Here is a 25,660-nt window from a genome sequence, read left to right on the forward strand (position 1 = left end):
ATGGAGACCCCTGCCCCCAGGCCCCGTCGCACCCAGGCCGGGCGCAGCGACGAGACCCGCGCCCGGCTGCTGGAGGCGACGATCCGCTGCCTGCACCAGCACGGCTATGCGGCGACCACGACCCTGCTGGTCGCCCAGGCGGCCGGGGTCAGCCGCGGCGCGATGCTGCATCAGTTTCCGACCAAGGTCGATTTGATGCTGTTCGTGGTCCGCGCCGTCTATGACCGCGAAACGGCCGAATACGGCGCGCGCATGCGCCATATCCGCGACCCGCGCGAACGCCTGCTGGCCATGATCGATGTCGGCTGGGAGGTGCTTAGCCGACCGTCCGGCGTGGCGGTTCTTGAGGTTCTGCAGGGCTCGCGTAGCGACCTGGAGCTCGCCGAGCGCCTGCTGCCCCTTCAGAGCACGATCGAGAACGAGTCCTTCGCCTGGGCCGAGCGACACGCCGACCAGCTGTTTGGCCCGACGTCCACGAGGCCGCTGCTGCGTTTGATCGTCTGGACTATTCGCGGCCTGTCCGTGGCCAAGACCCTGGATCCCACGGCCGATCTCGACCGCGCGGTCCGCCTGCTGCGCCACATGATCGCCGTCGCCCTGGAGGATCCCAAGGCGCTGCGGCTCTAGGGTCTGGCCGCGCGCTCGGCGACGTCGAGGCGCACCTTCAACGGATCGGCCTCGCCCACGAAAGCGCCGTCGGGACGGATATCCATCAGCTTGTCGCCCTTGGCGTCGTAGCGCGGCCAGGCCGGCAGGCCGGGGCCGTTCGGATTGCCCGTGCGCGCGAAATTGGCCCAGTAGTCGGCCAGTCGTCCGGCCACCGCCTGGTCGGCCGGCGTCACGCTGGCATAGACCGCCGACAGCCGGTCGAAGACATAGGCCACCTCGGTCGAGTGGTTGGCGCCGTGCGGTGATCCCGCCAGCGCCGCCGGCGCGACATAGCCGAAACGATATTGGTAGGCCGGCGCGCCCTTGGCGGCGACGGCGCGGGCGACGAAACGAGCCGGCTCAACCATGTTGCGGTCGCTACCGATCGCCTGGGTCAGCGCCTTCAGCGGCAGCTTGCCGGCAGGGTCGTAGGCCGCCTTCGCGGCCGCCGCGTCGGGCCCGAACTTGGCGTAGGCCGCTTCGGTGTTGGGCGAGAAGTCCAGGCTGAGGTCGGCGCTGGTGGCCCCGACGATCACCGGGATCCTGGGTTGGCGGCCGTGGGTGAAGGTCTGCTCCGGCGTCTCGACGATCAGCTTGCCGTCAACCACGGGGCCGGAATAGAGCGCGCCCTCGCCCTGGAAGACCAGGGTGGCCATGCTGAGGTTGGCGGCGATCTTGTCGGCCGGCATGGCGCGCAGCGCGACCAGGGCCGCAGCGTCGGTTCCCTCGACGCCCAGGCGCTTGGCGAAGGCGACGCCAATGCTCTGTGCCGAGGGCTTGCCCGGCAGGTCCTGGGCCAGGCGCCGTTCGGGGGTCAGGAACCGACGGCCCGCTCCGGACTGGATGATCGCCTTGTCGAACAGGCCCTTGGCGCTGGGCGCGCCCAATAACAGGTTGATCGAGATGCCGCCGGCCGAGCCGCCGACGACGGTGAGGTTCTTAGAGTCCCCGCCGAACGCGGCGATGTTGCGCCGGACCCAGGCCAGGGCGGCCATCTGGTCCATCAGGCCGTAGTCGCCCGTCGCCTCGTCCGGATGCTCGGCGCTCAGGGCTGGATGACCGAAGAAGCCGAACCGGCCCAGACGGTAGTTGAAGGTCACGAAAACCAGGCCGCGCCTGGCCATGGCGTCGCCCCAGGTCTCGGGCGAGGACGAGCCGCCATTGGTGAAGGCGCCGCCATGGATCCAGACCATGACGGGGAGCTTCTTCGTCGCACCTGCCGGTCGCCAGACATTGGCGAACAGGCAGTCCTCGGTCTGCGGCGCGGGTTCCGGCGAGCCGGGCATGCGGCCCTGTACGCAGTCGGGCGACAGCTTGGAGGCGTCGCGCGTTCCAGGCCACGCCGCGGCCGGTTTGGGCGCACGCCAGCGCAGGTCGCCGACCGGCGCGGCGGCATAGGGAATGCCCTTGAAGGCCGTGACGCCGTCCGAGGTGATCCCTTGTAGCGACCCGGTCTCGACCTTGGCGACCGGCGCGGCCAGGGCCGCCGCCGCCATCAGCGCGACGGCGCTCATCGGCTACCGGCCTTCAAGCTGGCCTTACCGGCCAGGTCACGCGACCCGGCGGCCTTGCCGACATAGACGTCGTAGGTCCCGGCCGCCCGACGCCAGCCCTTGGCGGCGACGTCGTAGGAGGCCAGCAGGCGCGGATCGGCGGTGAGGGTCACCTGGCGGCTCTCGCCGGGCTTCAGGGTCACGCGAGCCCAGCCGGCCAGGCGATGGGTCTTGCCGGGCGGGGCGACATAGAGCTGGGCGACCTCGGTCCCTTCGCGCTGGCCGGTGTTGGTCAGGGTGAAGGTGGCGGTCAGCCCCTCCCCGCCCGTCGCCGCCAGCTTGGAATAGCCGAAGCGCGTGTAGGTCAGGCCGTGGCCGAAGGCGAACAACGGCTTGGCGCGCTTCTTCTCGAACCAGCGGTAGCCGACGTCGGCGCCTTCCGGGAACGGCACGGCGAACGGCGCGACCTTGGTCCCCAGGCCCAGCGGCTTGCGGTTGGCCGGATCGAAGCCGGGGATCGCCGGACGCGGCAGCTGCGCGACGCTGGCCGGGAAGGTCATCGGCAGGCGGCCCGAGGGCGACACGGCGCCGGTCAGGATCTTGGCGATCGCCGGCCCGCCGCGCTGGCCCGGATACCAGGCCTGCAGCACCGCGCCGACCTTGGACAGCCACGGCATCAGGATCGGATTGCCCGTCTCCAGCACCACCGCTGTATGCGGATTGGCCGCGCCGACGGCGGCGATCAGGGCGTCCTGGCCGTACGGCAGGTCGGGCGCCAGGGCGTCCATGCCCTCCTCCTCCGGCCGAGTGGCGAAGACAATGGCGACTTCGGCGCCCTTGGCCAGAGCCGCCGCGCGGGCGGGGTCGCTACCGTCGTCGAACTGGATGTCGGCGTCGGGCCGCAGGGCCTTCAGCGCCGCCAGAGGCGACGACAGGCCATAGACCGGAGCCAGGATCGCGGCGATGCCTTCGCGCCCGCGCCGGTCGGCGAAGTGGCCGCCATACGGCATGACCTGCGAGGAACCGCCGCCCGACAGCACGCCCTTGTCGGCGAAGCCGCCGATGACGACGATCGTCTTGGCGGTGGCAGCCAGCGGCAGGACGCCGTCGTTCTTCAGCAGCACCATGCCTGACAGCGCGACCTTCTCGGCCACGTCGGCGTGAGCGTCCTTGTCGATCGCGCCGCCCGGCTTGGCCGGATCGTCCATGACGCCGACCGCGTAGAGGCTGCGGACGATACGGAACGCCGCCTCGCGCACCCGATCGGCCGAGACCTCGCCCTTGGCGACGGCGTCCTTCAGGCCGCCGAAATAGGGATCGTCCTGCGGCGACTCCTGGTCCAGGCCCGCCTTCAGCGCCGGCGCCAGGCTATGCGAGGCGCCCCAGTCCGACATCACCCAGCCCGGATACTTCCAGTCGCCCTTCAGCACCTCGTTCAGCAGGAACGGATGCTCGCAGGCATAGACGCCGTTGATCTTGTTGTAGGCGCACATGACCGAGCCGGGCTGGCCGCGATCGATGGCGATCTCGAAGGCCAGCAGGTCGCTTTCCCGCAGCGCCGCCTCGTCCAGCAGCGCGTCGTGCACGAAGCGGCCGGTCTCCTGAGCGTTGAGGGCGAAGTGCTTGACGGTCGAGACGACGTGGCGGCCCTGGATGCCGGCCACCTGCGCTCCGACGATCTGGCCGGCCAGCAGCGGGTCCTCGCCGGCATATTCGAAGTTGCGGCCGTTGCGCGGTTCGCGAGTCAGGTTCACCCCGCCGGCCAGCTGGATGTTGAAGCCCTTGGCGTGGGCCTCGGCGCCCAGCATGTCGCCGGCCTTCTGGGCCAGCTCCGGGTCGAAGGTCGCGGCCAGGGCCAGGGTCGCAGGCAGCGAGGTCGCCTCGTCGCCCCGACGCAGGAAGCCGCCCAGATTGCCGACGCCCAGGCTGGCGTCCGACATCTGCTGGGCCGGCATGCCGACCCGTTCGACGCCGGCCACGTAGCCGGCCGAGCCCAGGGCGCCGGGCGGGGTCGACTTTCGCATGCTCTCGGGCACCGACGGCGGCAGCGGAATGCCCAGCGACAGCAGGCCAAAGCCGGCCTGGGTGCGCAGCAGGCCGATCTGTTCGTCCAGAGTCATGGCGTCGACCATGGCCTTGGCGCGGGTGTCCGGATCCGACGCCTGGGCCAGCGCCGCGCCGGCCGTCGTCAGGGTCGAGGTCATCAGCAGGAGTCCGACGAAACGCTTGAACATGGGATTCCTCAACGGCTCTTCAGGCCAGCGGGCAGGCCCTTGCGGGCGATCGCGCCCAGGTGGCGGGCGCTGGGCTTGGGGGTGCGCTGGAAGGTTGTGCGATCGACCGACACCAGGCCGAACTTTGGCCCGTAGCCCGAGAACCATTCCCAGTTGTCGAGCAGCGACCAGTGGATATAGCCGCGCACGTCGATGCCATCGCGCAGGCAGGCGAAGACCCCCGGCACGGCCTTGTCGATGAAGGCCACGCGGCGAGCGTCGTCCTCGGTGGCGACGCCGTTTTCGGTGACGTAGATCGGCTTGTTGGTGTGTTTCGCCACGGTGCGGATCACCGCCTCCAGCGCCTCGGGGGCGGCGGGATAGCCCATCTGGCTCAGCTCGACGCCCTTGAGGGCCGGCAGGTCGGCGTCGGGGCCGACCTCGGTCCAGGTGTAGTTCTGCACGCCGATGAAGTCGCTCTGGGCGGCCAGCCACGGCAGCATCACCTGGGCCTGCTTGGCCTCGACGCCGCTGGGACCCGAAGCGGGCGCGCGGTCGTCGTTCAGCGACAGGGTCACGCCGACCAGGTAGCGGTCGTTCGAGGCCTTGCGGATCGCCTCATAGGCCCGCTCGTGCGCCTCGATCATGATCGGCTGCTGGATGCGGAAGTCGCCCAGCACCGGCGGCGCCCAGCGGCTGGCGCCGATCGAGGCGGCAGCGGCCTTCCGGGACATCTCGATATAGGGCCGCAGCGGCCGGATGGCTGGCGACCAGCTCATCAGCGCGCCCAGGTTCGGCTCGTTGAAGGTCGAGGCCACGCCGATCAGGTCGCCCAGGTGCTGGGTGACCAGGGTGCAGTAGCGGACGAAGACGTCGATGTTGTCGCGCGTCTCGAACCCGCCCGCCGCCGCGAACCAGCGCGGCGTGGTGAAGTGGTTGTAGGTGACGAACGGCGTCATGCCGGCCTTGCGCACGGCTTCGAGCACCCGGCGGTAGTAGGCGATGCCCGCCAGCGAGATCTGGCCCGGCTCGGGCTCGATCCTCGACCACTCGATCGACAGGCGGTGGGTGTTGAAGCCCAGCGAGGCGGCCAGGGCGATGTCGCCCCAGACGCGGTTATAGGCGTCGGCGGCGTCGCCGGAGGGATCCTTGAAGATGGTCGGCTTGGCGTGCTCCATCACCCAGAGGTCGCTGGCGACATTGCCGCCTTCGATCTGGTAGGCCGCGCCCGCCGTGCCCCACAGGAAACCGGACTTGGCCGGAGCCTTGGCCGCCTTGGGGGCCGCTGTCGTCGCCTTGGCCGCCGCCAGTCCCGCGCCCAGCACACCGCCCATCAACAGCGCACGGCGATCGAAATCCTGCAGCGCCATCGACGCCTCCCCTTCTTGTTCTGATGGCCAGAACCATAGAAGGAGAAATTATACAGTCAATCCTGCTTGTATTTTACAAGGCCAGGACGCCACGAGCATCCCACACCCTGTCGCGCGCCTCTCAGTGGCCCTTCGGCGCCTCGTTCTCGAACCACTGCGTCGGCAGCGGCCGCTTGGCCGGCCAGACCTCGTCCAAGGTCGCGGCCTCGTAGAGACGGCCGTTCTTCATCACCTGGCCCAGCTTCTCGACATTGGCGATGTTGGCCAGCGGGTCGGCGTCGAAGATCAGCAGGTCGGCGAACTTGCCCGGCTCCAGGCTGCCGATGTCGTGGGTCCGGCCGATGGCCTCGGCCGAGCCCATGGTCGCCGCGCGGATGGTCTCCAGCGGAGTCGCCCCACCCGAGGCGAACAGCTGCATCTCCCAGGCGAAACCCAGGCCCTGGACCTCGCTGTGGCTGCCCAGGCCCACGACGCCCCCGGCGCGCTGGATGGCCAGGGCGTCCTTGGCGAAGCTGGCGTAGGACATGTTCTCCGGCGGCGTCCAATGGCGGTCGCCCAGCTTGGACGAGAGGACGCCCGGCGGCATGAAGCGCTTGAGGCGCGGCTCGTCCTGCGGCCGGCGGGTGATGATCAGGTCGAACAAGGGCGGCTCGCCGCCGTAGAGCACGTTCAGGGTCGGCACCAGGCTGGTGCGCGACTGCGCGAACAGCTGCACGACATCCTCGCGCAGCGGCGACACCGGCAGGGCGTGCTCGTTGCCCGAGAAGCCGTCCAGGGCGTGAGTCAGGTTGAGGTTCAGGTCCGACGCGCCTTCGGTGGTCGGCATCATGCCCAGGGCCTTGGCGGCCTCGACCATGTACTGCCGCTGGGCGCGGTCGCCGACCATGTACGACTTGATGTTCCGCGTCCGATATTCGTCGCGATAGCGCTTGAGGACGTCTTCCGCCTGCGCCTGGCTGTCGATGTGGCTGGCGGTGAACACCCCCGGCCCGGTCGAGTAGAGACGCGGCGCCAAGATCAGGCCGGCGTCGGCCATGTCCTGGTAGACGAACTGGTCGTTGGTGAAGGTCTGCGGGTCCAGGCTGCTGGTGATCCCGAACGACAGGCTGACCAGGAACGACCACGGCTGCGGATCCTGGACCTGCCGGCGGATGTCGAACCAGTGGGCGTGGGCGTCGATGAAGCCCGGCGTGATCACCTTGCCCGACACGTCGCGGACCACTGCCCCCTTTGACAGCGGCGCCGCGCCGGCCTTGCCGAGCGAGACGATGCGGCCGTTCGAGACGACGACGTCGGCGTTCTGGATCACCTCGTCGCCGCGCATTGTGACCACGGTCGCGCCGCGCAGGACCATGGTCCCGTCGGGCGTGTCGCGCGGAACCTCGACCGAGGCGCTGACCGCCACGGCCTTGGCCTCGCTGGCGCCCGGCGCGGTGCGGTCGATGTCGGCCACGGCGATCTTGCGCAGGGTCGAGCCGACCGACCAGACGATCGACTTGCCGCCGTCGGCCCAGTCGAAGAAGTCCGCGCCGATCTTCGTCAGTTTCACGACGCCGGACGTCGTCGTCTCCAGATTGACCTCGGGCGTCTTGCCCTCGGCTGCGGTCGGGACATCGACCAGGAAGAGCTCAGCCGCCGTACGGAGGATGGCCTTGTCGCCGGCGGGGCTGAGCTTGACCTCCTCGACCGGCGTCTGGACGCCGACATATTGCGACCAGGCGCGGGCCTTGCCCATGAACTCGGCCTTGGGCTTCTCGTCGCCCGCGAGCGGCACGGACTGGACCGCGCCCGCATAGAACCGCACCCGCTTGGGATCGGCGCCGAAGGACAGCAGGCGGGCCGACGAGGTGTGGGCGACCAGCGCCTGCGCGCCGCCGGCGGCCGGCAGGCGGACGATGTCGGTGGGCCAGTCGGGCGCGGCCTCGCTGGCGCGGCGCAGGCGGTCGTACTGGCTGGACTTCAGGGCGACGATCGATGCGCCGTCCGGCGAGAAGGTCGGCTCGGTGTAGAAGGCGCCGTCGGTGGTCAGGCGTACGGCCTTGCCGCCGCTCGCCGGCATCCGCCAGATCGCCCCGCCCTCGCGCGGGTCCCAGGTGACGAAGACCAGCGCCTTGCCGTCCGGCGACCAGCGCGGCTGGAAGGCCTGGGCGGGGGCGTTGACCTTGGCCGGCTTGCTGCCCGGCTTCAGGGCCTGGACGTACAGGCCGCCCAGGGCGGTGAAGGCGAAGCGCTGGCCGTCCGGCGAAACGCTGGGAGCCTGGATCAGGCGGGCGCGGACCGGGCCGGTCTCCTCGACCTGGCTGACGCGGGTCAGCGGGCCCAGGTCGACCTTGGCGTGGACCGTGAACGGGATCGGCGTCGCCGCGCCGGTGGCAACCTCGATGCGACGCAGCTTGCCGTCGACGCTGGCGATCAGCGCCTTGTCGTCGGCGGTGAAGGTGAAGCGCGGGGTGAGGCCGGCATAATAGCCCTGCTCCTGACCGTCATGGTCGATCGGGAAGGCCAGCCAGCGGTCGGCGCCGGTGGCCAGTTCGCGCAGGCGCAGGCCGGTCTGGTTCTTCCAGCGGCTGGCATAGGCGATAAAACGGCCGTCATGCGACAGCGCCGGGCTCATCGCCCCGCCCTGCCCCTGGATGATCACGTCCTCGACGTCGGTCTTGAGGTCACGGCGGGCGATCGACCAGGCCGGCGGGGCCTTCTCGGTCCAGGTGTGGCCGGTCTTGCGGGCGTAGTAGGCGTAGCGGCCGTCGGCCGTGATCGCCGCGCCCATGGCGTTGATGCGGTTGTCCCAGTCCTCGCCGTTCGGCTGGGCCTTGACCACCGCCTTGCCCTCGGAACCGTCCAACGGAAAGCGCCACAGCTCGAAGGCCAATACCGGGTGCTTCATGCGCGAGACGTAGACCGCTGAGCCGTCCGGGGCCCAGACGGGCGTGGCGAAGACGGTGAGCTTATCCTCGCGGCTGACCTGGCGCGGATTGGAGCCGTCGGCGCTCGCGACCCACAGGTTGGTCACGCCCGAGCGGTCGCTGACGAAGGCGATCGACTTGCCGTCCGGCGAAAACACCGGCGCGGTTTCGAAGGCCTGGCCGGTCAGCACCGGCCGCGCGTCACCGCCCTTGGCGTCGATCGCGTAGATGTCGCCCAGCAGGTTGAAGACGATGGTCTTGCCGTCCGGCGAAACGTCCGGCTGCATCCAGGTGGCCTCGCCCAGGGTGAGGTCCAGGGTGCGAGCCGGCTTCAGGCTGAGGCCGTCGGCAGCGGCGACGCTGGCCGAAGCCAGCATCGTCGCCGCCAGGAGGACGCGGCGAACCGCTTTCGAAGTGTTCGGAAGGGTCCGCCGCATTCTACTCAAGCTCTTAGAAGGTCACGTCCACGCGCACGCCCGCCGTGCGCGGACGCACGATGGAATAGGCCGGAGCGGCCTGGTCCGTGAAGGGCGCGTTGAGGATGCCGTACTCGTTGGTGAAGTTGTTGACGAAGCCCAGCACCCGGACCTTGTCGGTCGGGGTGATCGAGGCCCGCAGGTCGAAGATGTTGAAGTTGCCGCGGGTGTTCGGATTGCCGAACGCCACCGGGGCCTTGCTCAGGTAGCGATGAGCCACCTCGAAGGTCGGGGCCAGCTTCACTTCCGGGAACTCGAACGACAGGGTGTTCGAGGTCGACCACTTGGACGAACCTGGCAGGGTCGTGCCGGCCGCGTAGCCGCCGCCGACCGCGAAGCTGTCGGGCAGCAGGGTCGTCAACTTGGCTTCCTGATAGGTGGTGCTGTTGCTGAAGGTGATGTGCTGGCTGACCTTGAACTGGCCGGCGAACTCGACGCCGTCGACCTTGGCCGAGCCGGCGTTGGTCACGTACGAGTAGAAGTACGGTGCGGCGGTGAACAGACGGGCCTGGATGTCCTTCCACTTCAGATGGAAGACCGAGATGTCCAGCGACAGGCGGTTCTCCAGCAGGCTGGTCTTCAGGCCGGCCTCGTAGTTGTCGACCGTGTCGCTGCCGTAGCTGGTCGGGATACCCGCCAGAATGGCCGCGTTCGGGTTCGGGCCGCCCACGCGGAAGCCGCGCGAATAGGTGGCGTAGGCCATGACGCCCTTCTGCGGGCGGAAGGCCAGGGTCACCTTCGGGGTGAAGCCGTTCTCCTTCTGGCCGGTGCCGAACGACGAGGCGGTCGGCGAGAAGCTGCCCGCGCCCAGGCTGCCGGCGGCGTTGGTGATCTCAGCGGTGTTCTTGGTGTCGTAGTAGCGGCCGCCCACCGTGATCTCCCACTGCGGGGTGAACTTGTAGGACACCTCGCCAAAGATCCCGAAGTCCTTGTTCAGGGTGTCGGAGATGTAGCCGTAGATGGCGTCGCCCGGGGCCAGGATCGCGCCGCTGTAGCCGCCGAAGTCACCCGGGTGGGCGTTGATATAGGCGGCCGCGCCGGGCTGGTAGATACGGTCAGCGCTGGACTTCTTGGCGCGCATGTAGCTGGCGCCGATCAGCCACTTCAGGCGGTCGTCCTCCTTGGAGGCCAGGCGTCCTTCCAGGGTGTCGATGTCGGCCTTCGCCGCGCCGATGCTGTAGGCCGAGGCCGCGCCGGCCGTGACGCCGGTCACATAGGGATAGGGGTAGGAGTAGGTCGTGGTGTTGGTCTTGTGGTTGGTCGAGCCGATCACCGTCAGGTCCGCGAAGCCGACGTCCTGGTCCAGGCGCAGGCTGTTGAGCCAGAAGTCGGTCTCTTGCGGCTCGGCGCGCGGGGTGTTCCGAACATAGTCGTGCGAGAGGTAGGTCTGGTCGTCCAGCAGGCTGTCCTGATAGGCCGACAGGAAGGTGACCTTGGTCCCCTCGGCCGGCGTGAACACCAGCGAGCCGCGCACGCCGCGGGTGCGGAAGTCATTGACCCCGTCCTGCTTGGTGCCCGGATTGTCCAGGAAGCCGGCGTCGAAGCGTTGCAGCGCGACGACACGGACGCCCAGCTTGTCGGTGATGATCGGGATGTTGACCATCGCCTTGGCCGCGTAGTTGGCCTGGCCGCCGTTCTTGGTGGTCCCCACCAGGCCCGAGGCCGCCGCCTGGTACTGGCTGGTGTTGGCCGTCTTGGCCACGTAGTTCACGAGGCCGCCCAGGGTCGAGGAGCCGAACAGCGTGCCTTGCGGGCCGCGCAGCACTTCGACGCGCTCCAGGTCGAAGGTGTCGACGTCGGGGATGCCGATCGGGAAGCCCGGCTCCACCACCACCACTTCGTTCAGATAGTAGCCCGTCGTGGTCTGGCCCTGCTCGTGATAGGTCGTGGCCGAGATGCCGCGCACGACCACTTCCGAGATGCCCGGCTGGTAGTCGTTGAAGGTCACGCCCGGCAGGCGGACGATGTAGTCGGCCAGGCTGTTGGCGTTGGCTTTCTGTAAGGCCTCGCCGCCGACGACGCCGATCGGGATGGCGACGTCGCGCACGCTCTCGCTGCGCTTGGTGGCCGTGACGATCAGGGCGTCCAGCTCGGTGGCCGGTTGGGCCGTGGTCTGGGCGCTGGCGGCCGTTCCCAGCGAGAGGCCAGCGGCCACGATGCAGGCCGACAGCGACGCCGCGCCCATCAGTTTGGTCTTGCGCATATCTCGATCCCCTTATTCGGGGTCGACGGCGAGATGACCGACGCCCCTGTTCAAACCCCTTGAAGCCCCACGGACGCCGGCGGTCGGCTTGCTCGGTTCGCGATGCTCAGCGACCGGTCACAACGTTCGTGAGGGTGAGGCTTGTCCTTTCGTGGCGGAGCAAAAACATCCAAAAATGGCAGGCCGAGGGGACCAAGCTCTTGCAAGCTGGACCCCTGCCCGGACACGGATTGGATGTTCCGGCCCCTGAGTGAAGCGCTCAGGCTGGCCCAAGTGAAAGAGACGACGAGGGGTCCATGATCGATCGACGCAGCCTTATCCGCGCGAGCGCGGGCCTCATGATGCTGACGCCGTGGCAGGCGCTGGCGGCCGAGCGCGGCCTGGACGTGGCCCTGATCAATGCGCGGGTCTGGACGCCCGGCGCGGGCGCTTCACACCCGTCGGCCGTGGGCATCGTGGGCGAGCGGATCGCGGCCGTCGGCGCGGATCAGGTCAAGGCGCTGGTGACCCCGAAGACCAAGGTCATCGACCTGAAGGGCGCGTTCCTGACGCCGGCCTTCACCGACAATCACACCCACTTCCTGATCGGCTCGACGACCCTGTCGCAGGCTGACCTGCTCAGCGCCACCGACCGCACCGACTTCGCCGCCCGCATCGGCGCGGTGGCCAAGGCCCGGCCAGGCAAGTGGATCCTGGGCGGCTCGTGGGACGAGCAGCGCCTGGGCGGCGCCCTTCCCACCCATGAGTGGATCGACGCGGTGACGCCCGACACGCCGGTCGCGGTGCCGCGCACGGATTTGCACCTCTATCTGCTCAACAAAGTGGCGATGAAGCTGGCGGGCATCACCCGCGACACGCCCGATCCGCCGGGCGGCGTCATCGTCCGCGACGCCAATGGCGAGCCGACCGGCGTGGTCAAGGACAACGCCAAGGTTCTGGTCGAGCGTGTCATTCCACCGATGAGCGACGCCGAGACCGACGCCATCATGCGCCAGGGCATCGCCCACGGTCTCAGCAAGGGCGTGGCCCAGATCCACAATCCGGAGCTGGACTGGCGCACCTACGAGTCGCTGCGCCGCCTGCGGGCCAAGGGCGAGACGGACATGCGCTTCTACGCCTTCGTCCCCCTGCCCGACTGGGAGAAGATGGCGGCCATCGTCGCCAAGGAAGGCAAGGGCGACGACTGGGTGCGCTGGGGCGGCCTGAAGGCCCTGGCCGACGGCTCGCTGGGCTCGCGCACGGCCGTGTTCCACGACCACTATGACGACGCGCCCGACCAGACCGGCGTGCGGGTCACCACCCTGGCCAATCTGCGCGAATGGATCACAGCCGCCGACGCCAAGGGCCTGCACATCACCACCCACGCCATCGGCGACCAGGCCAATGACGACGTGCTGGACATCTATCGCGACGTCGAGAAGACCAACGGCGTCAAGGATCGCCGCTTCCGTATCGAGCACGCCCAGCACCTGAGCGCCGCCGCCATCCCGCGCTTCGCCCAGCAGAAGGTGATCGCCTCGGTCCAGCCCTATCACGCCATCGACGACGGCCGCTGGGCCATCAAGCGCATTGGCGCCGAGCGGCTGAAGGGCACCTACGCCTTCAAGTCGCTGATGGACGCGGGCGCGACCGTGACCTTCGGGTCGGACTGGCCGGTGGCCCCGCTGGACCCGCTGACCGGCGTCTACGGCGCGGTGACCCGCCGGACGATCGACGGCGCCAATCCGAACGGCTGGCTGCCCGAGCAGAAGGTCAGCATCGAGCAGGCCCTGACCGCCTACACGCTCAACAACGCCTTCGCCGGGTTCATGGACGACCGCACGGGCAAGATCGCGCCTGGCTACTATGCCGACCTGACGGTGATGGACGCCGACCTGACCACGATCGACCCGCTGAAGATCCCGGACGTGAAGGTCCTGCACACCTTCGTGGGCGGCAAGGCGCGGTACTCGGCCTAGATCCCCGCCGCTTTCGCGAGGGTGAGTAGCGCCTTGCGCGACTCCTCCTCGCGAAGGCTGGCGAAGCCGATGCGCAAGCCCCGGCCGGCGTCCTCGCGCGTGGCGAACGAGCGGGACGAGGCCAGGCGCACGCCCAGCTCTGGCCCACGCGCCTCGATCCGATCCAGATCGCCCTCGTCGGGAAAGGTCAGCCAGAAGGCCAGGCCGCCGTCGGGGGTCTTGAACCGCACGCGGTCGCCGAACGCCTCGGTCACGGCCTGGGCGAAGGCCAGCCGCCGGGCCGCATAGACCTGGGTCGCCTTGCGGGCGTGGCGACGCAGCTCGCCGCTCTCGATCAGCTCGGCGGCGGCGTCCTCGGTCAACATGTTGCCCATGCCGTCGGTCAGCGACACCGTGTGCGCCACCGCGTCGATGAAGGCCTTGGGCGCGGCGATGTAGCCGATCCGCAAGGCCGGCAGCAGCAGCTTGGACAGCGAGCCGGCATAGATCACGTACGACGGCGCGTAGCTGGCGATCGGCAGCAGCGGCTGCGACTCGAAATGGAACTCGTGGTCGTAGTCGTCCTCGATGATCGCGAAGTTGAACTGTCGGGCCAGCAGCAAAAGGCGCAGGCGACGCTCGGGCCGCAGGGCCACGGTGGTGGGGAACTGGTGGTGCGGGGTCAGGAAGATGGCCTTCACGCCGCCTTCCCGGCACTTTCGCTCGACGTCCTCGACATCGACGCCCTGATCGTCCAGCCCCACGGCCTCGACCTTGGCCCCGCAGGCGCGGAAGGCGGCGACGGCCGGCTCGTAGGTCAGGGCCTCGACCAGCACGGTGTCGCCCGGCGCGATCAGGGTGCGGGCCGCCAGGAAGATGGCGTTCTGGCTGCCGCGCGTGATGCAGATGTTCTCCGCCCCCACCGCCAGGCCGCGCTCGGTGCGCAGCATCTCGGCGATGCCCTCGCGCAAGCCCGCCGAGCCGCGCGGGTCGCCATAGAGCATGCGGTTGTGGCGCGCCGCCCGCTGGATCGCCGAGCGATAGGCGCGGCCCAGCACTTCCTCGGGAAACAGCCGGCTGTCCGGCGAGCCCTCGTCCAGGCGGGTGCGGGTGTCGCTGGGCAGGGCCAGCGGCCGGGCCGGCGGCGGGTTGAAGGCATAGGCCGGGGCTTTCGCGTCGACGGTCTCGACCGCGATCTCGGGCTGGGACGCACGGGCCGGCGCGGACTTGGGCAGCACCTCGGAGACCATGGTCCCGCGCGTGCCGTGCGAGGTCAGCCAGCCCTGGGCGATCAGGTCCTCATAGGCCAGCACCACGGTCTTGCGGTTGACGCCCAGCATCGTGGCCAGGCCCCGGCTGCTGGGCAGGTAGGCGCCCGAGGCCAGTCGGCCGCGCTCGACCTCGTGGATCAGGCCGTGGACGATCTGCAGATACAGCGGCATGGGCTTGGAGGCGTCGATCACCTCGCCCAGCGCCATGTTCCATGGGCGCGCCATTGGCCCCTCCCTGTACGCGAAAGTCTTGCTCTTATGGGTCCAACATGCCCTGAGGCCAGCGCCACGGCAATCCACCGGCTGGACCCGTGCCCCTGTCAGTCTTGGTGCTTGTTCGGCGCCAGCCCGTTCCCGATTGTGCTCAGGAAAGCAGCGTCGGCCGGGGGTCGGCCTAGAAGACCGCGAGGCCCATGCATGACCGAGTCGACGCCGTCCGGCGCCAAAGATCCCTACCAGGGCGGCTCCAATGACGTGCTCGACCTGATCCGCGAGTTCCCGCTGGCCTGGGTGGCCCCGCGCGACGACCACGCCGCCCAGGTCGCGACCCTGCTGCCGATGCTGGCCGACACCGACGCCGAGGACCGGGTCGTCTCGCTGCTGGGCCATATGGCCAAGCGCAACCCGCTCTACGCCGCGCTGGAGGCCCAGCCGCGCGCGGTGCTGCTGTTCACCGGCCCGCAGGGCTATGTCTCGCCGGGCCTGGTCTCCAACAAGACCTGGGCCCCGACCTGGAACTACGCCAAGGTCCGGATCGAGGCGACGATCCGCTTCCGCCCCGACCTGGGGCACGAGGCGCTGGACCGCCTGACCCGCGCCATGGACGCCGGCGACCAGACCGGCTGGCGGCCCCGCGACGTGGGCCCGCGCTACGACGCCATGGAGCAGGCGATCATCGCCTTCGAAGCCGAGGTCACCGGCCTGACGTCCAAGTTCAAGCTGGGCCAGGACGAAACCGACCAGTCGCTCTGCGAAATCCTGGCCGGCCACCCCGATCCGAACCTGACCCGCTGGATGCGCCGGATGAACGGCCACCGGCTGCCTTGAGGCCCGCCATCGAAAAGTCTTGCCCGCCGCCAATGCTCAGCTTGATCCGCAGCTGGGAGGGCTTGATGCGCGGCTTTGGTCTTTGTGTTCTGGCGCTGTTGTCGCTCTGGCCTGGCGCGCTACTCGCGCAAGAGGCGGTCCCGAAGATGTCGCGGGGCAGCCCGGCGCTGCTCGAGAAACACCTGATCGACATCGGCCATGGCCGGCGACTGAACATGGTCTGTATCGGCAAGGGCTCGCCGACCGTCGTCTTCGAGCAGGCCCTGGGCGGCACGATCCTGGACTGGCAACGCATTCAGACCGAGGTCAGCGCCATGACCCGCGCCTGCTTCTATGACCGTGCGGGTTATGGGGCCAGCGACGCCTCCGACCAGCCCCGCTCACCCCGCGCCGTCACCGACGACCTGCACGCCCTGCTGCGCAAGGTCGGCGAGCGCCAGCCGGTGGTGCTGGTGGGCCACTCGATCGGCGGACGCTACGTCCCCTACTACTACGAGCGGTTCCCCGCCCAGGTCGCGGGCATGGTCCTGGTCGATCCGGGCTTCTACGGCCAGGACGACCTGGGCCTGTCGCCGACCGATCAGGCCCTGTTCGACGGCCTGCGCACCAAGGTCCTGGCGAAGTGGGCCAACTGCGAAGACGCAGCGCGCCAGGGCCGGATGACGCTGGACGCCCCGCAGAACTGCTTCGCCGCCAAGCTGCCCTACTACACCGCCGACGAGGCCGCGCGGATGCTGCCCGTGTACCAGCGCCCCGAGCGATGGACGACGGTGGCCTCGGAATATGTCCATGTCGACGAGGACAAGGGTCCGCAAAAGACCTGGGGCGACCTGCCGCTGGTGGTGCTGACACGTGACCAGTTCCCACCGACGCCCGGCGCCTCGGACGCCTTCAACCAATCCGTCGAGGACGTGGTCAAGCGCGGACACCAGGCGCTGGCCGCGCGATCCAGCCGCGGACGGAACATCAGCGTGCCCAACTCGACCCACTACATCCAGGCCAGCCAGCCGGCCGTCGTCGTGGCCGCGATCCGCGAGGTGCTGGTGCAGATCAAGACGCCGGCCTCGCCCAAACCCTGATGCGGGGACGATTTGGGCATGCGCGAATCCGGCCGCATGGCATGGTGACCGCCGCCCAACCGCGATGAGCGCCGAGTGACCGCCACCGACTTCCTGCCTAGACGATCGGATGCGCGGGCGCTGATCCTGCTGGCGATCGGCTACGCGGTCCTGGCCCTGGCCGGCCTGAACTGGGGCGTCTATCGCGGGGCCAGCACGGCGGTCTGGCCGGCCTCGGGCCTGGCCTTCGCGGCCATGTTCCTGGGCGGGGTGCGGCTATGGCCGGCCATCCTGGTCGGCCGGCTGGCCGCCGCCGTGATCGTCGGCAGCGCCCCGCCGTTCTGGGCCGACCTGGTGATCGCCCTGGCCAGCGCCGTCAGCGCCGCCCTCCCCGTCGCTGTGATCAAGGCCCGCATGCGGCTGGATCCGGACCTGGCGCGGGTGCGCGACGTCATGGCGCTGATCGGCGTGTCGCTGGTCGGCGCGGTGATCTCGGTCGCGCCCGGCGTCGGCGTCCTGGTGCTCAGCGGCGTCAGTCCGCTTGCCCAGGCGCCGCTGGCCGGTGTGACCTGGTTCCTGGGCTACACCACCGGCGCGCTGCTGTTCACCCCGCTGATCTTGGTCTGGTCGCGGATCTTCGTCGAGCCCAGCCTGTTCTCGTGGCGACTGCTGTTCGCCGTGGCCATCGCGACGGGCGCGGCCCTGGTGATCTTCCTGGACCTGACGCCGCTGCCGCTGCGGACCTGGCATCTGCTGCCGGTCCTGGCCTGGGTGGCGATCGCCTTCCGGGTGCGCGGGATCACCCTGGCCATGCTCGGCGCGTCGGTAGCCACCCTGATCAGCGTCGGCATCGGCGCTGGCCCCCTGGCCGAGCTGATCGGCGGCGCGCCCAGCCGGGCCTTCTACGCCCAGGACTTCATCGCCGTCACGGCCGGCGCCCTGCTGCTGCTGGCCGCCGCCGCCGACGAGAGCCGCCACCAGGCCGCCCTCGCCCGCGCCCAGACCACCAAGGCCGCCGTCTTCGACGCCGCCTTGGACGCCATCGTCACCACCGCCACCGACGGCCGGGTCGTCGACTGGAACCGCGAGGCCGAGCGGATGTTCCGGCTGACCAAGGCCGAGGCCGTCGGGCGCGACCTGACCGAACTGATCATCCCGCCGGACCAGCGCGATAGCCATCGCCGCCGCCTGGCCAGCCTGGCCGCCGGAGGGCGCGCGGCCGTTCTGGGCCAGCGCCTGGAGCTGCAGGTCCAGCGCGCAGACGGCGTCCCATTCCCGGCCGAGCTCTCCATCAATGTGGCGCGGCTGGACGACGGCTTGCACTTCACCGCCTCGTTGCGCGACATGACCGAGCAGGTCACCGCCCGCCAGCGCCTGGCCGACCAGGACCAGCGCCTGCGCGCCACCTACGAGCACGCGCCGGTCGGCATCGCCGAGGTCGACCACGACGGCCGGATCCGCAAGGTCAACGAGGCGCTGTGCGCCATCACCGGCCGCGACCGCCGCACTCTGCTGTCCCGAAGCATCTGGGACGACTGCCCGACCGAGGGCCAGGGTGACGAACGCAACCTCTTCGCCCAGCAGATGGCGGGCCAGCTCGAGACCTATGCGATCGAGAAGGCCTTCATCCGCGCCGACGGCGAGACGGCCTGGGTCGAGTTGCGCTCCTCGCGGGTCGAGGGCGGCGACGGGCGGCCGGCCTACGCCGTGCGCGTGGTGCGCGACATCACCCAGGAAAAGCGCTGGGCCCAGCAGCAGGGCCTGCTGATCAACGAGCTGAACCACCGGGTCAAGAACACCCTGACCACCGTGCAGTCGATCACCTTCCAGACCCTGCGCAACGGCGGGGCCGACGCGTCGGTGCAGACGGCGATCGAGGGCCGCCTCCTGGCCCTGTCGCGCGCCCACGACGTGCTGACGCGCCAGAACTGGGAAGCGGCCGACCTGGCCGAGATCGTCGACGTCGCCGCCCGTCCCTACCTGCCGGGTCCGGCCGAGCGACTGCGGGTCGCCGGCCCGCATGTGCGCCTGACGCCGCAGACCGCGCTGGGTCTGGCCATGGCGTTGCAGGAACTGGCGACCAACGCGCTGAAGTACGGGGCCTGGTCCTCGCCCGAGGGTGTGGTGGACGTCGCCTGGGAGGTCTCGGCGGACAAGCTGGTCCTGACCTGGCGCGAAGCCGGCGGCCCGCCGGTGAAGCGACCCAAGCGCCGGGGCTTCGGCACGCGCCTGCTGGAGCGCGGCGTCGGTCCCGAGGTTGGCGGCAGCTGCGTCCTGGCCTTCGAGCCCGAAGGCCTCGTCTGCGAGATCACCGCCGCTGTCGCCTAGGCCGGCAGGGTCGCGAGACGCGCCGACACCACCTCGGCCAGGGACGCCAGCGCCGCCGACAGGATCTGGTCGAACGGCCGGGGCTTGAGGTCGACGACGCAGACCGTGCCCAGCAGCCAGCCGTCGGCGTCGCGGACGGGCGCGCCGGCATAGAAGCGGATGTGCGGCGCGCCGATCACGAACGGGTTGTCGAACACCCGCGGATCCTCGCGCGTGTCCTCGATCCACAGCAGGCTACGATAGGCGATGCAGTGGCTGCAGAACGAGACGTCGCGCGGCGTCTCGGCGATGTCGACACCGGCCCGGCCCTTGTAGAACTGGCGGTCCTGGCCGACGAAGGTGACCATGCCGGCCGTCGCGCCGAACAGGGTCTTGGCGGCTTCCGCGATCCGGTCGAACTCGGGATCGCGCGACGTGTCGAGCACCGAGGTGCGCACCAGCGCCGCCAGCCGCAGCAGCTCCTCATGGTCGGTTTGGGTCAGCATTCGCACGCGCCGTTTCCTCCTGTTGTCGCTGTTGGTGTCACCGGCGCGCGCCCAGCAGGCCGCCGAAGGTGTTCTGGTTGAACTTCACCCGCGCCGTGACGTAGAAGCCCTGGCGGCTGTAGCCGGCGGCGGCGAAGTCGGGATCGTGGTAGCCGACGGCGTTCCAGCCGACGCTGACCCAGGTGTTCTCGGCCGGCGAGATCCCGACTGACGGGCCGATGGCGTAGGCCGTGCCGCCGTTCTTGCCGGCATGGCGCAGCGACAGGTTCACGCCCAGGTCGATCTTGCGGGTCAGGTCCAGGCGGGCCTCGGCGCCGATCACCTGCACCAGGTTGGTCCGCGCCTCGCCCTCGAAGCGGCCGCGCACCAGCTTGGCGCCGTGATAGAGGCTGGCCTGCACCGCGCCGGGCGTGTGATCGCCGCGATCGCTCTCGAAATTGACCGCCAGGTTGTTGATGACCTTGGCGGTGACGCCGGCGCCGCGGGCGGTGGCGCCGTAGCCGGCGGTCCCCTGCCCCTGCACGACGCCATGGGCCTCCTCGCGGCGGACCTCCAGCTTGTCCAGCACCGACCAGCGGCTGTCGAGCGGACGCCAGGCCACCGAACCGGCGACCTCGGCCCCGCGCGAGATGGCGCCGGTCTTGGCCTTGGTCTCGTCGGCGCGGACGGTCAGGGCGGCGGTGACGCCCTCGCGCAGCTGCCGCAGATAGGCGCCGCGCACCGCCCAGCTGTCGGCGACGTCGCCGCGGCGGGCCTCGACCCGGCCATTGGCGCTCCAGCCATCGGTGCGATAGGCCGCGCCCAGGCTGACGGCGGTGAAGTCTTCGGTGGCCAGGGCCGCGCCGGTCGCTTGGGTGGCGACGGTGTTCGGCTCGGGCGCCTTGCCCGCCAGGGTGCTGGCGGAGTCGATCGAGGCGTCCAGGGTCCAGCCGCCCTTCAGCTGGATGCTCTGGGCCAGGCCCAGCTGGGCGAAGGTGCGCGGGCCGAAGGCCGACAGGTCCTGGCGGTTCAGGGCGCTAGTCAGGCGCGCGCCCTTCCACGGGGCGATCTCGACGCCGCCGCCGGTGACGGCCGCCTTGTAGTCCTTGCCTTCGATGATCTCGCGGCTGGCCAGCACGCGCAGGCCCTCGCGCACCGTGAAGGTCGCGCCGACGCGGCGGCGGACCGGGAAGTCCAGGCTCTCGGCGTCGCCCAGGGCGAAATCCGACGAAGCCGTCAATTGCAGGCGGCGGTTCAGGAATTCGCGGCCGGCCGTCAGGGTCAGCAGGTCCGACCGCACCGCCTCACCCTTCTCCGGCGTGTCGTGCGCCGACTTGACGCCCGCGCCCAGGCGCAGGGCGCCGGCCTGGTAGTCCAGGCGGGCGTCGACCACGTCGCGGACGTCGCCGCTGTCCAGATAGGTCTCGTGATAGGCCGAGACGTTCAGCGACAGGCGCTGGGTCAGGCGAGCCTTGCCGTCGACGCCGATCTTGCGCGCGCCCAGCTCGGCCAGGCTCTGCTGACCCATGCCGAAGGCCTTGTCGGCCTGGCGGGCATAACCCAGGACGTCGACGCGGGCCGAGTGGTGCTCGACCTCGGCGATCCAGGCGTCCTGGCGGCCGGCCTGGACCGACTGGCTGGTGGCGGCCTCCAGGCGCACCTCGGTGTCGGCGCGGGGGCGCAGGATCAGGTCCGCGGCCACCAGGTCGGTGTCGCTGCGCGCCGCGCCCGGCCGGCCATGCAGATAGGTGACGCCGACGCGGGCCTTGCCTTTCAGCAGGTCGGCCGAGACGCGCGCGCCGATCTCGGTGTTCTTCTCGCCGCTGCCCAGGATCTCGTAGTTGGCGACGATGACATTGGGGTTCAGGTCGGCGTCGCGGCTGGCGATCGGGTCGCGGAAGGTCACCGCGCCGGTCGTGTAGTCGATGTCGTAATCGACATAACGGGTCATTGGACGGGCGCTCAGCACCCGCTCGGCCCGCAGGCGGTCGCGGGTCTCGATCGTGATGGTCTCGGTGTTGGGCACGATGTCCCGGCGCGACAGCTGGTACAGGCTGGCCAGGCCCGAACCCGGCAGCTCGTCGCGCACGTGGTCCTGCTCGGTGTCGGCAGCGAAACCCGAGACGCTGACCACCCGACCCTGGCGCTCGAACTTCAGGCCGTTCAGCGCACGGTCCGAGCGGCCCAGGCGCGTGGCGTCGAAGCCGGTCTGGAAGTCGCCGAACAGGGCGTAGAACGCCTTGCGCTCCAGGCGGACATACAGCTTGCGCTGGCTGGCGGCGTCATAGGCCTGGCCCGAGCCGTCGCCATAGACGGTGTAGTAGCGGTCAGGGTCGACGCCATAGGTCAGGCCGCGTTCCGGATCGGGCGAGCTCTTGCTGTCATAGGCCAGGGTCAGCAGCCACGAGCCGCGGACGCGGCCCTTGGCGTAGAAGGCCAGTTGACCGTCGACCATGGTCTTGTCGCGATCGGCGCGGGCCAGCGGCGCGGCGTGGCGCGACAGGGTGTTGTAACCCGCTGTGCCGGCCGCGAAGCCGACCACGATCCAGTCCTGGCGCGCCGCACTGAGCCAGGCGCGGACCTCGGTCGGGGCGGCCTGGTCCAGGCCCGGCAGCTTGAAGCGCAGGGTCGCCGAACCGGCCTTGGTGGTGGGGGCCAGGGCGATCAGGGCCACGCCGTCCTCACCGGTCACCCGCCAGGTCGAGGCCCGTCCGGCCTCGCCCGCGACCCGCAGGTCCGACTGGATGTCCGGCGCAATCGCATAGGGCTCGGCGACCTCGACCGTCCCCATCGTGCCGGGACGGACGGGGTGACCGAAGCGGTCGGTGAAACGCACGGCGACGACCGGGCCGTCCAGGCCGTCGGCGGTCAGGCGCGAGACTTCGGTGACCAGCGCGGCCTTGGCCGGGGTGTTGGCGTAGGCGACCTCGCGCTTGAGCTCGGCCAGGACGTCGCCGCGGCCGTTGGTGACGGTCGCCACCAGGACGTTGGAGCCTTCGACCAGCGGCACGCCGCGCCACAGCGACACGGCCATGGTCGCGTCAGCGCTGGTCTCGACGCCATCGCGGGCCAGCGGGTCGACGGGCGCGCCGTTGATGGTCAGGGCCACGCGGTTGCCCGGCCCGTGCTTGACGGCCACGCGGATGACCGGCGCGACCGGGTTGTGGCCCTCGGTCGGGAACACGAAGCCCTCGCCGGGCTCCTGGCCCGCGAACCAGTCGATCGTCCCCGCCGGGGCGTCCTCGGGCGGCGGCTCGGCGACGGTCGGAGCCTTGGTCTCGACGGCCACGCGGCGCAGGCGGAATTCCACCCGCTGCAGCGCGCCTTCACGGATCTCCACGAACTGCGAGAAGGCGCGGCCGGCGATGCGGGTGTCGCGACCGCAGGCCACGGCCTCCAGCCCGGCCGGCAAGGCCCCGGCGTCCAGCTGCACGACGTGAATGCCCGGCTTCACGCCCTCGAAATGGAACAGGCCGTCGCGATCGGAGACGACATAGGTGCCGTCCTCCATGACCAGGCGCACGCCGGGCACGCCCAGGCGGCCGTCCTCGCGCCGCCTGGCGCAGGCGCCTTCGGTGACGCGTCCGACGATCGTGCCGGCGTCGGCCATCAGCGGCGGCGTGACGCGCACGCGCGCCTCGGCCTCGCCGCTGGACGCGCCCAGCGCGCCCGTGGCGATGGCGCGGTTGATCGCGACCCCGACTGGCGCGTCGGGCCCGATCGCGACGACATAGGTGATCTTGGCCGCCGCCGCCGGTCCCAGCGTGCCGAGGACGTAGGTCAGGGTCCGGCCGTCCGGACTGAGAACAGGGTTGGAAATCGGTGCGCCGTCACGACGCGACGAATTCGTCACATATCGGAATCCACGCGGCAGGGTGTCCTTGACCTCGACCGTGTTGATGGTCCGCGCCGCGCCCAGGTTGCGGATCGACAGGGTGTAGCCCACCAGGTCGCCGAACGAGCCCTTCTGGACCGACGCGGACTTCTCCAGGGACAGGCCGCTGACGAAGTGGCGAACGACGATGGGCAGCTTGCCGCTGTCCAGCGGGATGTCGACCTGCAGCGGGTCGGCGTTGACGAGGTCGAACGCCGCGCCCCAGGAGGCCGGCGAAATGACGAAACCGTCGCCATCCGGCGCGGTCAGCTTGGCCAGGGCCTTTTCGGTCGCCGAGGATGGGGCGGAGTAGCCGTCGGGCGGCTCGACGAACAGGGTGTAGCGGCCAGAAGCCGTGAGCGGGAAACGGTACTGCCCGGGCGCGAACTGATAGACCGCGCCGCCGGCGTCGACGACGTCATGGCCGCTGATCACCGTCGACGGATAGACGCTGACGCCGTCGTCGCCGAACACCTTGGCGGGCGCGCCGGTCGTCTGGTCGACCAGGGTCACGCGGGCCCCGTCGATCGCCTTGCCGGTGCGGGAGTCGAAGACGTAGCCGTACGGATCGATCAGCGCCTGGGCGGTCGCGGACGTGCCGTCGTAGAAGTCGGCCACCGTGACGTCGAGCTTGTTGCCGCGCGGGGCCGAGATCTGGCAGTCGAAGCTGGTCGGCGTGGTGTCGGTGACCGGGATGTAGCCCAGGAACCGGCCATTGTTGGCCGCGGTCTCCCAGACCTTGATCGTCTCCTTGTCGCCCAGCGAGGTCTTGATGGTGATGGCCATCATGTCGCGCGCGTTCGGATCGCGGTTGGCGTCAGGCGCGGAGATGAAGATGAAGACCGGCTCGCCGGCGTGGAACGAGGTCGCGGGGCGCAGCTTGACAGCCGTAGGATCGAAACCGGCGCCGCTTGACGTGTCGGGCGAGACGTAGCCCTTGCCCTCGACTAGGCATTGGGTGGTGCTGACGTCGCGCGGCGTGCCCTCGGCCCCGACGGCCATGCGCAGCAGCCGGATCGCCGGCGCCTTCGAGGTCGTCACGGTCAAGGTGGTGGTGTTGGAATCGACGCCGGTCGTCCCCGTCCCGCCAGCGTACGACAGTCGCGCGGTGTTGGAGATGACGGCGGTCTGCCGCGCATGCGCAGGCGCGCAGAACCCGGCGGCGATCGCCAGGCCTGTCAGCGCGAGTCTCATGCGGGCGAGAAGCTTCATGCGGGCGTGCGGGACCGTTCCGGGCGGCGCGAGGCCGCCCGGTCGGATCGTCTCTTTCTGCCTGTCGGCGCTAGTTCAGCGTGACGCGGAAGCGCGTCGTCACCGTCGCTCCGACCGCGATGCTGGCGATCGAGGTGGCGATGCGCGTGCCGTTGAACACGTTGCCGTCCGTGGCCTGAGCCCCGTCCTGGACGCAGGCGCCCAGAGCGACGCTGCCGCCGACATAGGTGCTGCTGGCCAGGTAGGTCGTGTTGGTCGGGATGTTGTCGGTGACGCCGACGCTGGTCAGCGGGTTCGAGCCGATGTTCTTGACCGCGATGCAGTACTCGACGACCGCGCCCGGAATGGCCTTGGGCAACAGGAGGCCGTTCATCGGGTCGCTGACGATCCAGGCGGTCTTGGTCACCTCGGCCGTCGCGGCGGCGATGGCGTATTCGTCGCCGGCGCTGAAGCGGGCGTCACGCAGCAGGTCGGCATAGCCGGCGGCGTCGGCGAAGACGGTGTCGACCTGGTTGGGGTCATCGCCCAGAATCGTCTGGGTCAGATCCGCGCCCAGCGACGTGGCGACGCCGCCGGTGGCGACGACGGCGGTCAGCTGAACGCCCGAAATGCCGCTGGCCGGGCCAGAAGCCGGGATATCGGCGACGACGAAGACGGTCTTGGTCTGATCCGGCGCCAGTTCGTCGATATAGGTCGCCGTATCGGCGCCGGAGTCATAGGCGCCGTTGCCGTTGACGTCGACGAACACCCGGATGTTGGTGATGCCGAAGTTGTCGGTGTGGCCCAGCTGGGTCGTGCCGCCCAGGCCGATGTTCGTGGCGAACAGGCGGAAGTCCTGGGTCGCGTTGGTCGTGTTGGTCACGGTGAAGGTGGTGACCTGGTTGGTCTGACCGAACGCCACGGTCGTCGCCGCGCCGCCGACTTCGGCGACCATCACATTGGCCTTCCGGTCGACCACGAACGAGGCGGCGTTCGAGGCCACCGGCGTCTGGCTGACGCCGCCGACGGAGTACGAGACCGAGGCGGTGTTGGTGACGCTGACACCGGCCTGGGTGCCGGTGGCCGCCAGGGCGGCCTGGCTCCAGAGGCCGACGGCGATCGCTGACGCCCCCGCCAGCCAGAATCTACGACATGAGTTCTTCACGGGGTTTTCCTTTTCG

14 protein-coding genes are annotated in these 25,660 nt (G+C 69.9%); 5 read left to right on the forward strand and 9 right to left on the reverse strand.

Annotation, left to right across the window (positions count from 1 at the left end; genetic code table 11):
* Positions 1–627 carry a TetR/AcrR family transcriptional regulator gene (locus tag AC1RR5_RS16675; protein ID WP_492923074.1) on the forward strand — a complete coding sequence of 209 codons (627 nt, stop codon included), beginning with the start codon at positions 1–3 and terminating at the stop codon, positions 625–627.
* Here the strand turns inward: AC1RR5_RS16675 and AC1RR5_RS16680 are convergent.
* From AC1RR5_RS16680 to AC1RR5_RS16700, 5 genes are all read right to left on the reverse strand, one after another.
* Entirely contained in the window at positions 624–2,162 is a 1,539-nt protein-coding gene (locus AC1RR5_RS16680; RefSeq protein ID WP_492923076.1) for a carboxylesterase/lipase family protein, read from the reverse strand. The genes AC1RR5_RS16675 and AC1RR5_RS16680 overlap by 4 nt on opposite strands.
* On the reverse strand, positions 2,159–4,375 hold the full coding sequence (locus tag AC1RR5_RS16685) for a glycoside hydrolase family 3 protein (protein WP_492923078.1): 2,217 nt from the start codon (positions 4,373–4,375) through the stop codon (positions 2,159–2,161). Before AC1RR5_RS16685 ends, AC1RR5_RS16680 begins: the two co-directional genes overlap by 4 nt.
* Positions 4,376–4,383: 8 nt before the next feature.
* Positions 4,384–5,724 (reverse strand): glycoside hydrolase family 1 protein, encoded by a 1,341-nt coding sequence (locus AC1RR5_RS16690; protein WP_492923079.1) that lies wholly within the window; start codon positions 5,722–5,724, stop codon positions 4,384–4,386.
* Between the two features lie 121 nt (positions 5,725–5,845).
* On the reverse strand, positions 5,846–9,007 hold the full coding sequence (locus AC1RR5_RS16695; RefSeq protein WP_492923081.1) for an amidohydrolase family protein: 3,162 nt from the start codon (positions 9,005–9,007) through the stop codon (positions 5,846–5,848).
* Between the two features lie 73 nt (positions 9,008–9,080).
* Positions 9,081–11,309, reverse strand: coding sequence for a TonB-dependent receptor (locus tag AC1RR5_RS16700; protein WP_492923083.1), 2,229 nt, complete (start codon positions 11,307–11,309; stop codon positions 9,081–9,083).
* 296 nt (positions 11,310–11,605) lie between these two features.
* Here AC1RR5_RS16700 and AC1RR5_RS16705 point away from each other — a divergent pair, with 296 nt between their 5' ends.
* Complete coding sequence (locus tag AC1RR5_RS16705; protein ID WP_492923085.1) at positions 11,606–13,267, forward strand: amidohydrolase; 1,662 nt, start codon at positions 11,606–11,608, stop codon at positions 13,265–13,267.
* On the opposite strand, the gene pdxR is transcribed toward AC1RR5_RS16705, so the two are convergent.
* A complete protein-coding gene (gene pdxR, locus AC1RR5_RS16710) occupies positions 13,264–14,742 on the reverse strand; it encodes a MocR-like pyridoxine biosynthesis transcription factor PdxR (RefSeq protein ID WP_492923087.1) in 1,479 nt (492 codons plus the stop codon). The genes AC1RR5_RS16705 and pdxR overlap by 4 nt on opposite strands.
* Positions 14,743–14,934: 192 nt before the next feature.
* On the opposite strand from pdxR, the gene AC1RR5_RS16715 reads away from it, so the two are divergent.
* The 3 genes from AC1RR5_RS16715 (at position 14,935) to AC1RR5_RS16725 (ending at position 18,950) form a co-directional block, all read left to right on the forward strand.
* Complete coding sequence (locus AC1RR5_RS16715) at positions 14,935–15,564, forward strand: FMN-binding negative transcriptional regulator (RefSeq protein ID WP_492923088.1); 630 nt, start codon at positions 14,935–14,937, stop codon at positions 15,562–15,564.
* Positions 15,565–15,710: 146 nt separating this feature from the next.
* Complete coding sequence (locus tag AC1RR5_RS16720) at positions 15,711–16,643, forward strand: alpha/beta fold hydrolase (RefSeq protein WP_492923090.1); 933 nt, start codon at positions 15,711–15,713, stop codon at positions 16,641–16,643.
* A gap of 75 nt (positions 16,644–16,718) precedes the next feature.
* On the forward strand, positions 16,719–18,950 hold the full coding sequence (locus AC1RR5_RS16725) for a PAS domain S-box protein (RefSeq protein ID WP_492923092.1): 2,232 nt from the start codon (positions 16,719–16,721) through the stop codon (positions 18,948–18,950).
* Here the strand turns inward: AC1RR5_RS16725 and AC1RR5_RS16730 are convergent.
* From AC1RR5_RS16730 to AC1RR5_RS16740, 3 genes are all read right to left on the reverse strand, one after another.
* Positions 18,947–19,435: a GAF domain-containing protein gene (locus AC1RR5_RS16730; RefSeq protein WP_492923094.1), complete on the reverse strand. Its 489-nt coding sequence runs from the start codon at positions 19,433–19,435 to the stop codon at positions 18,947–18,949. The two genes, AC1RR5_RS16725 and AC1RR5_RS16730, sit on opposite strands and share 4 nt — an antisense overlap.
* 37 nt (positions 19,436–19,472) lie before the next feature.
* Positions 19,473–24,482 (reverse strand): hypothetical protein, encoded by a 5,010-nt coding sequence (locus AC1RR5_RS16735; protein WP_492923096.1) that lies wholly within the window; start codon positions 24,480–24,482, stop codon positions 19,473–19,475.
* An 88-nt stretch (positions 24,483–24,570) separates the two neighbouring features.
* The gene (locus AC1RR5_RS16740) at positions 24,571–25,644 is read right to left on the reverse strand and encodes a hypothetical protein (RefSeq protein ID WP_492923098.1); all 1,074 of its coding nucleotides are present in this window, start codon (positions 25,642–25,644) and stop codon (positions 24,571–24,573) included.
* Positions 25,645–25,660 lie beyond the last annotated feature (16 nt).

The sequence above is a fragment of the Caulobacter sp. GW821-FHT11E11 genome (assembly GCF_058808315.1).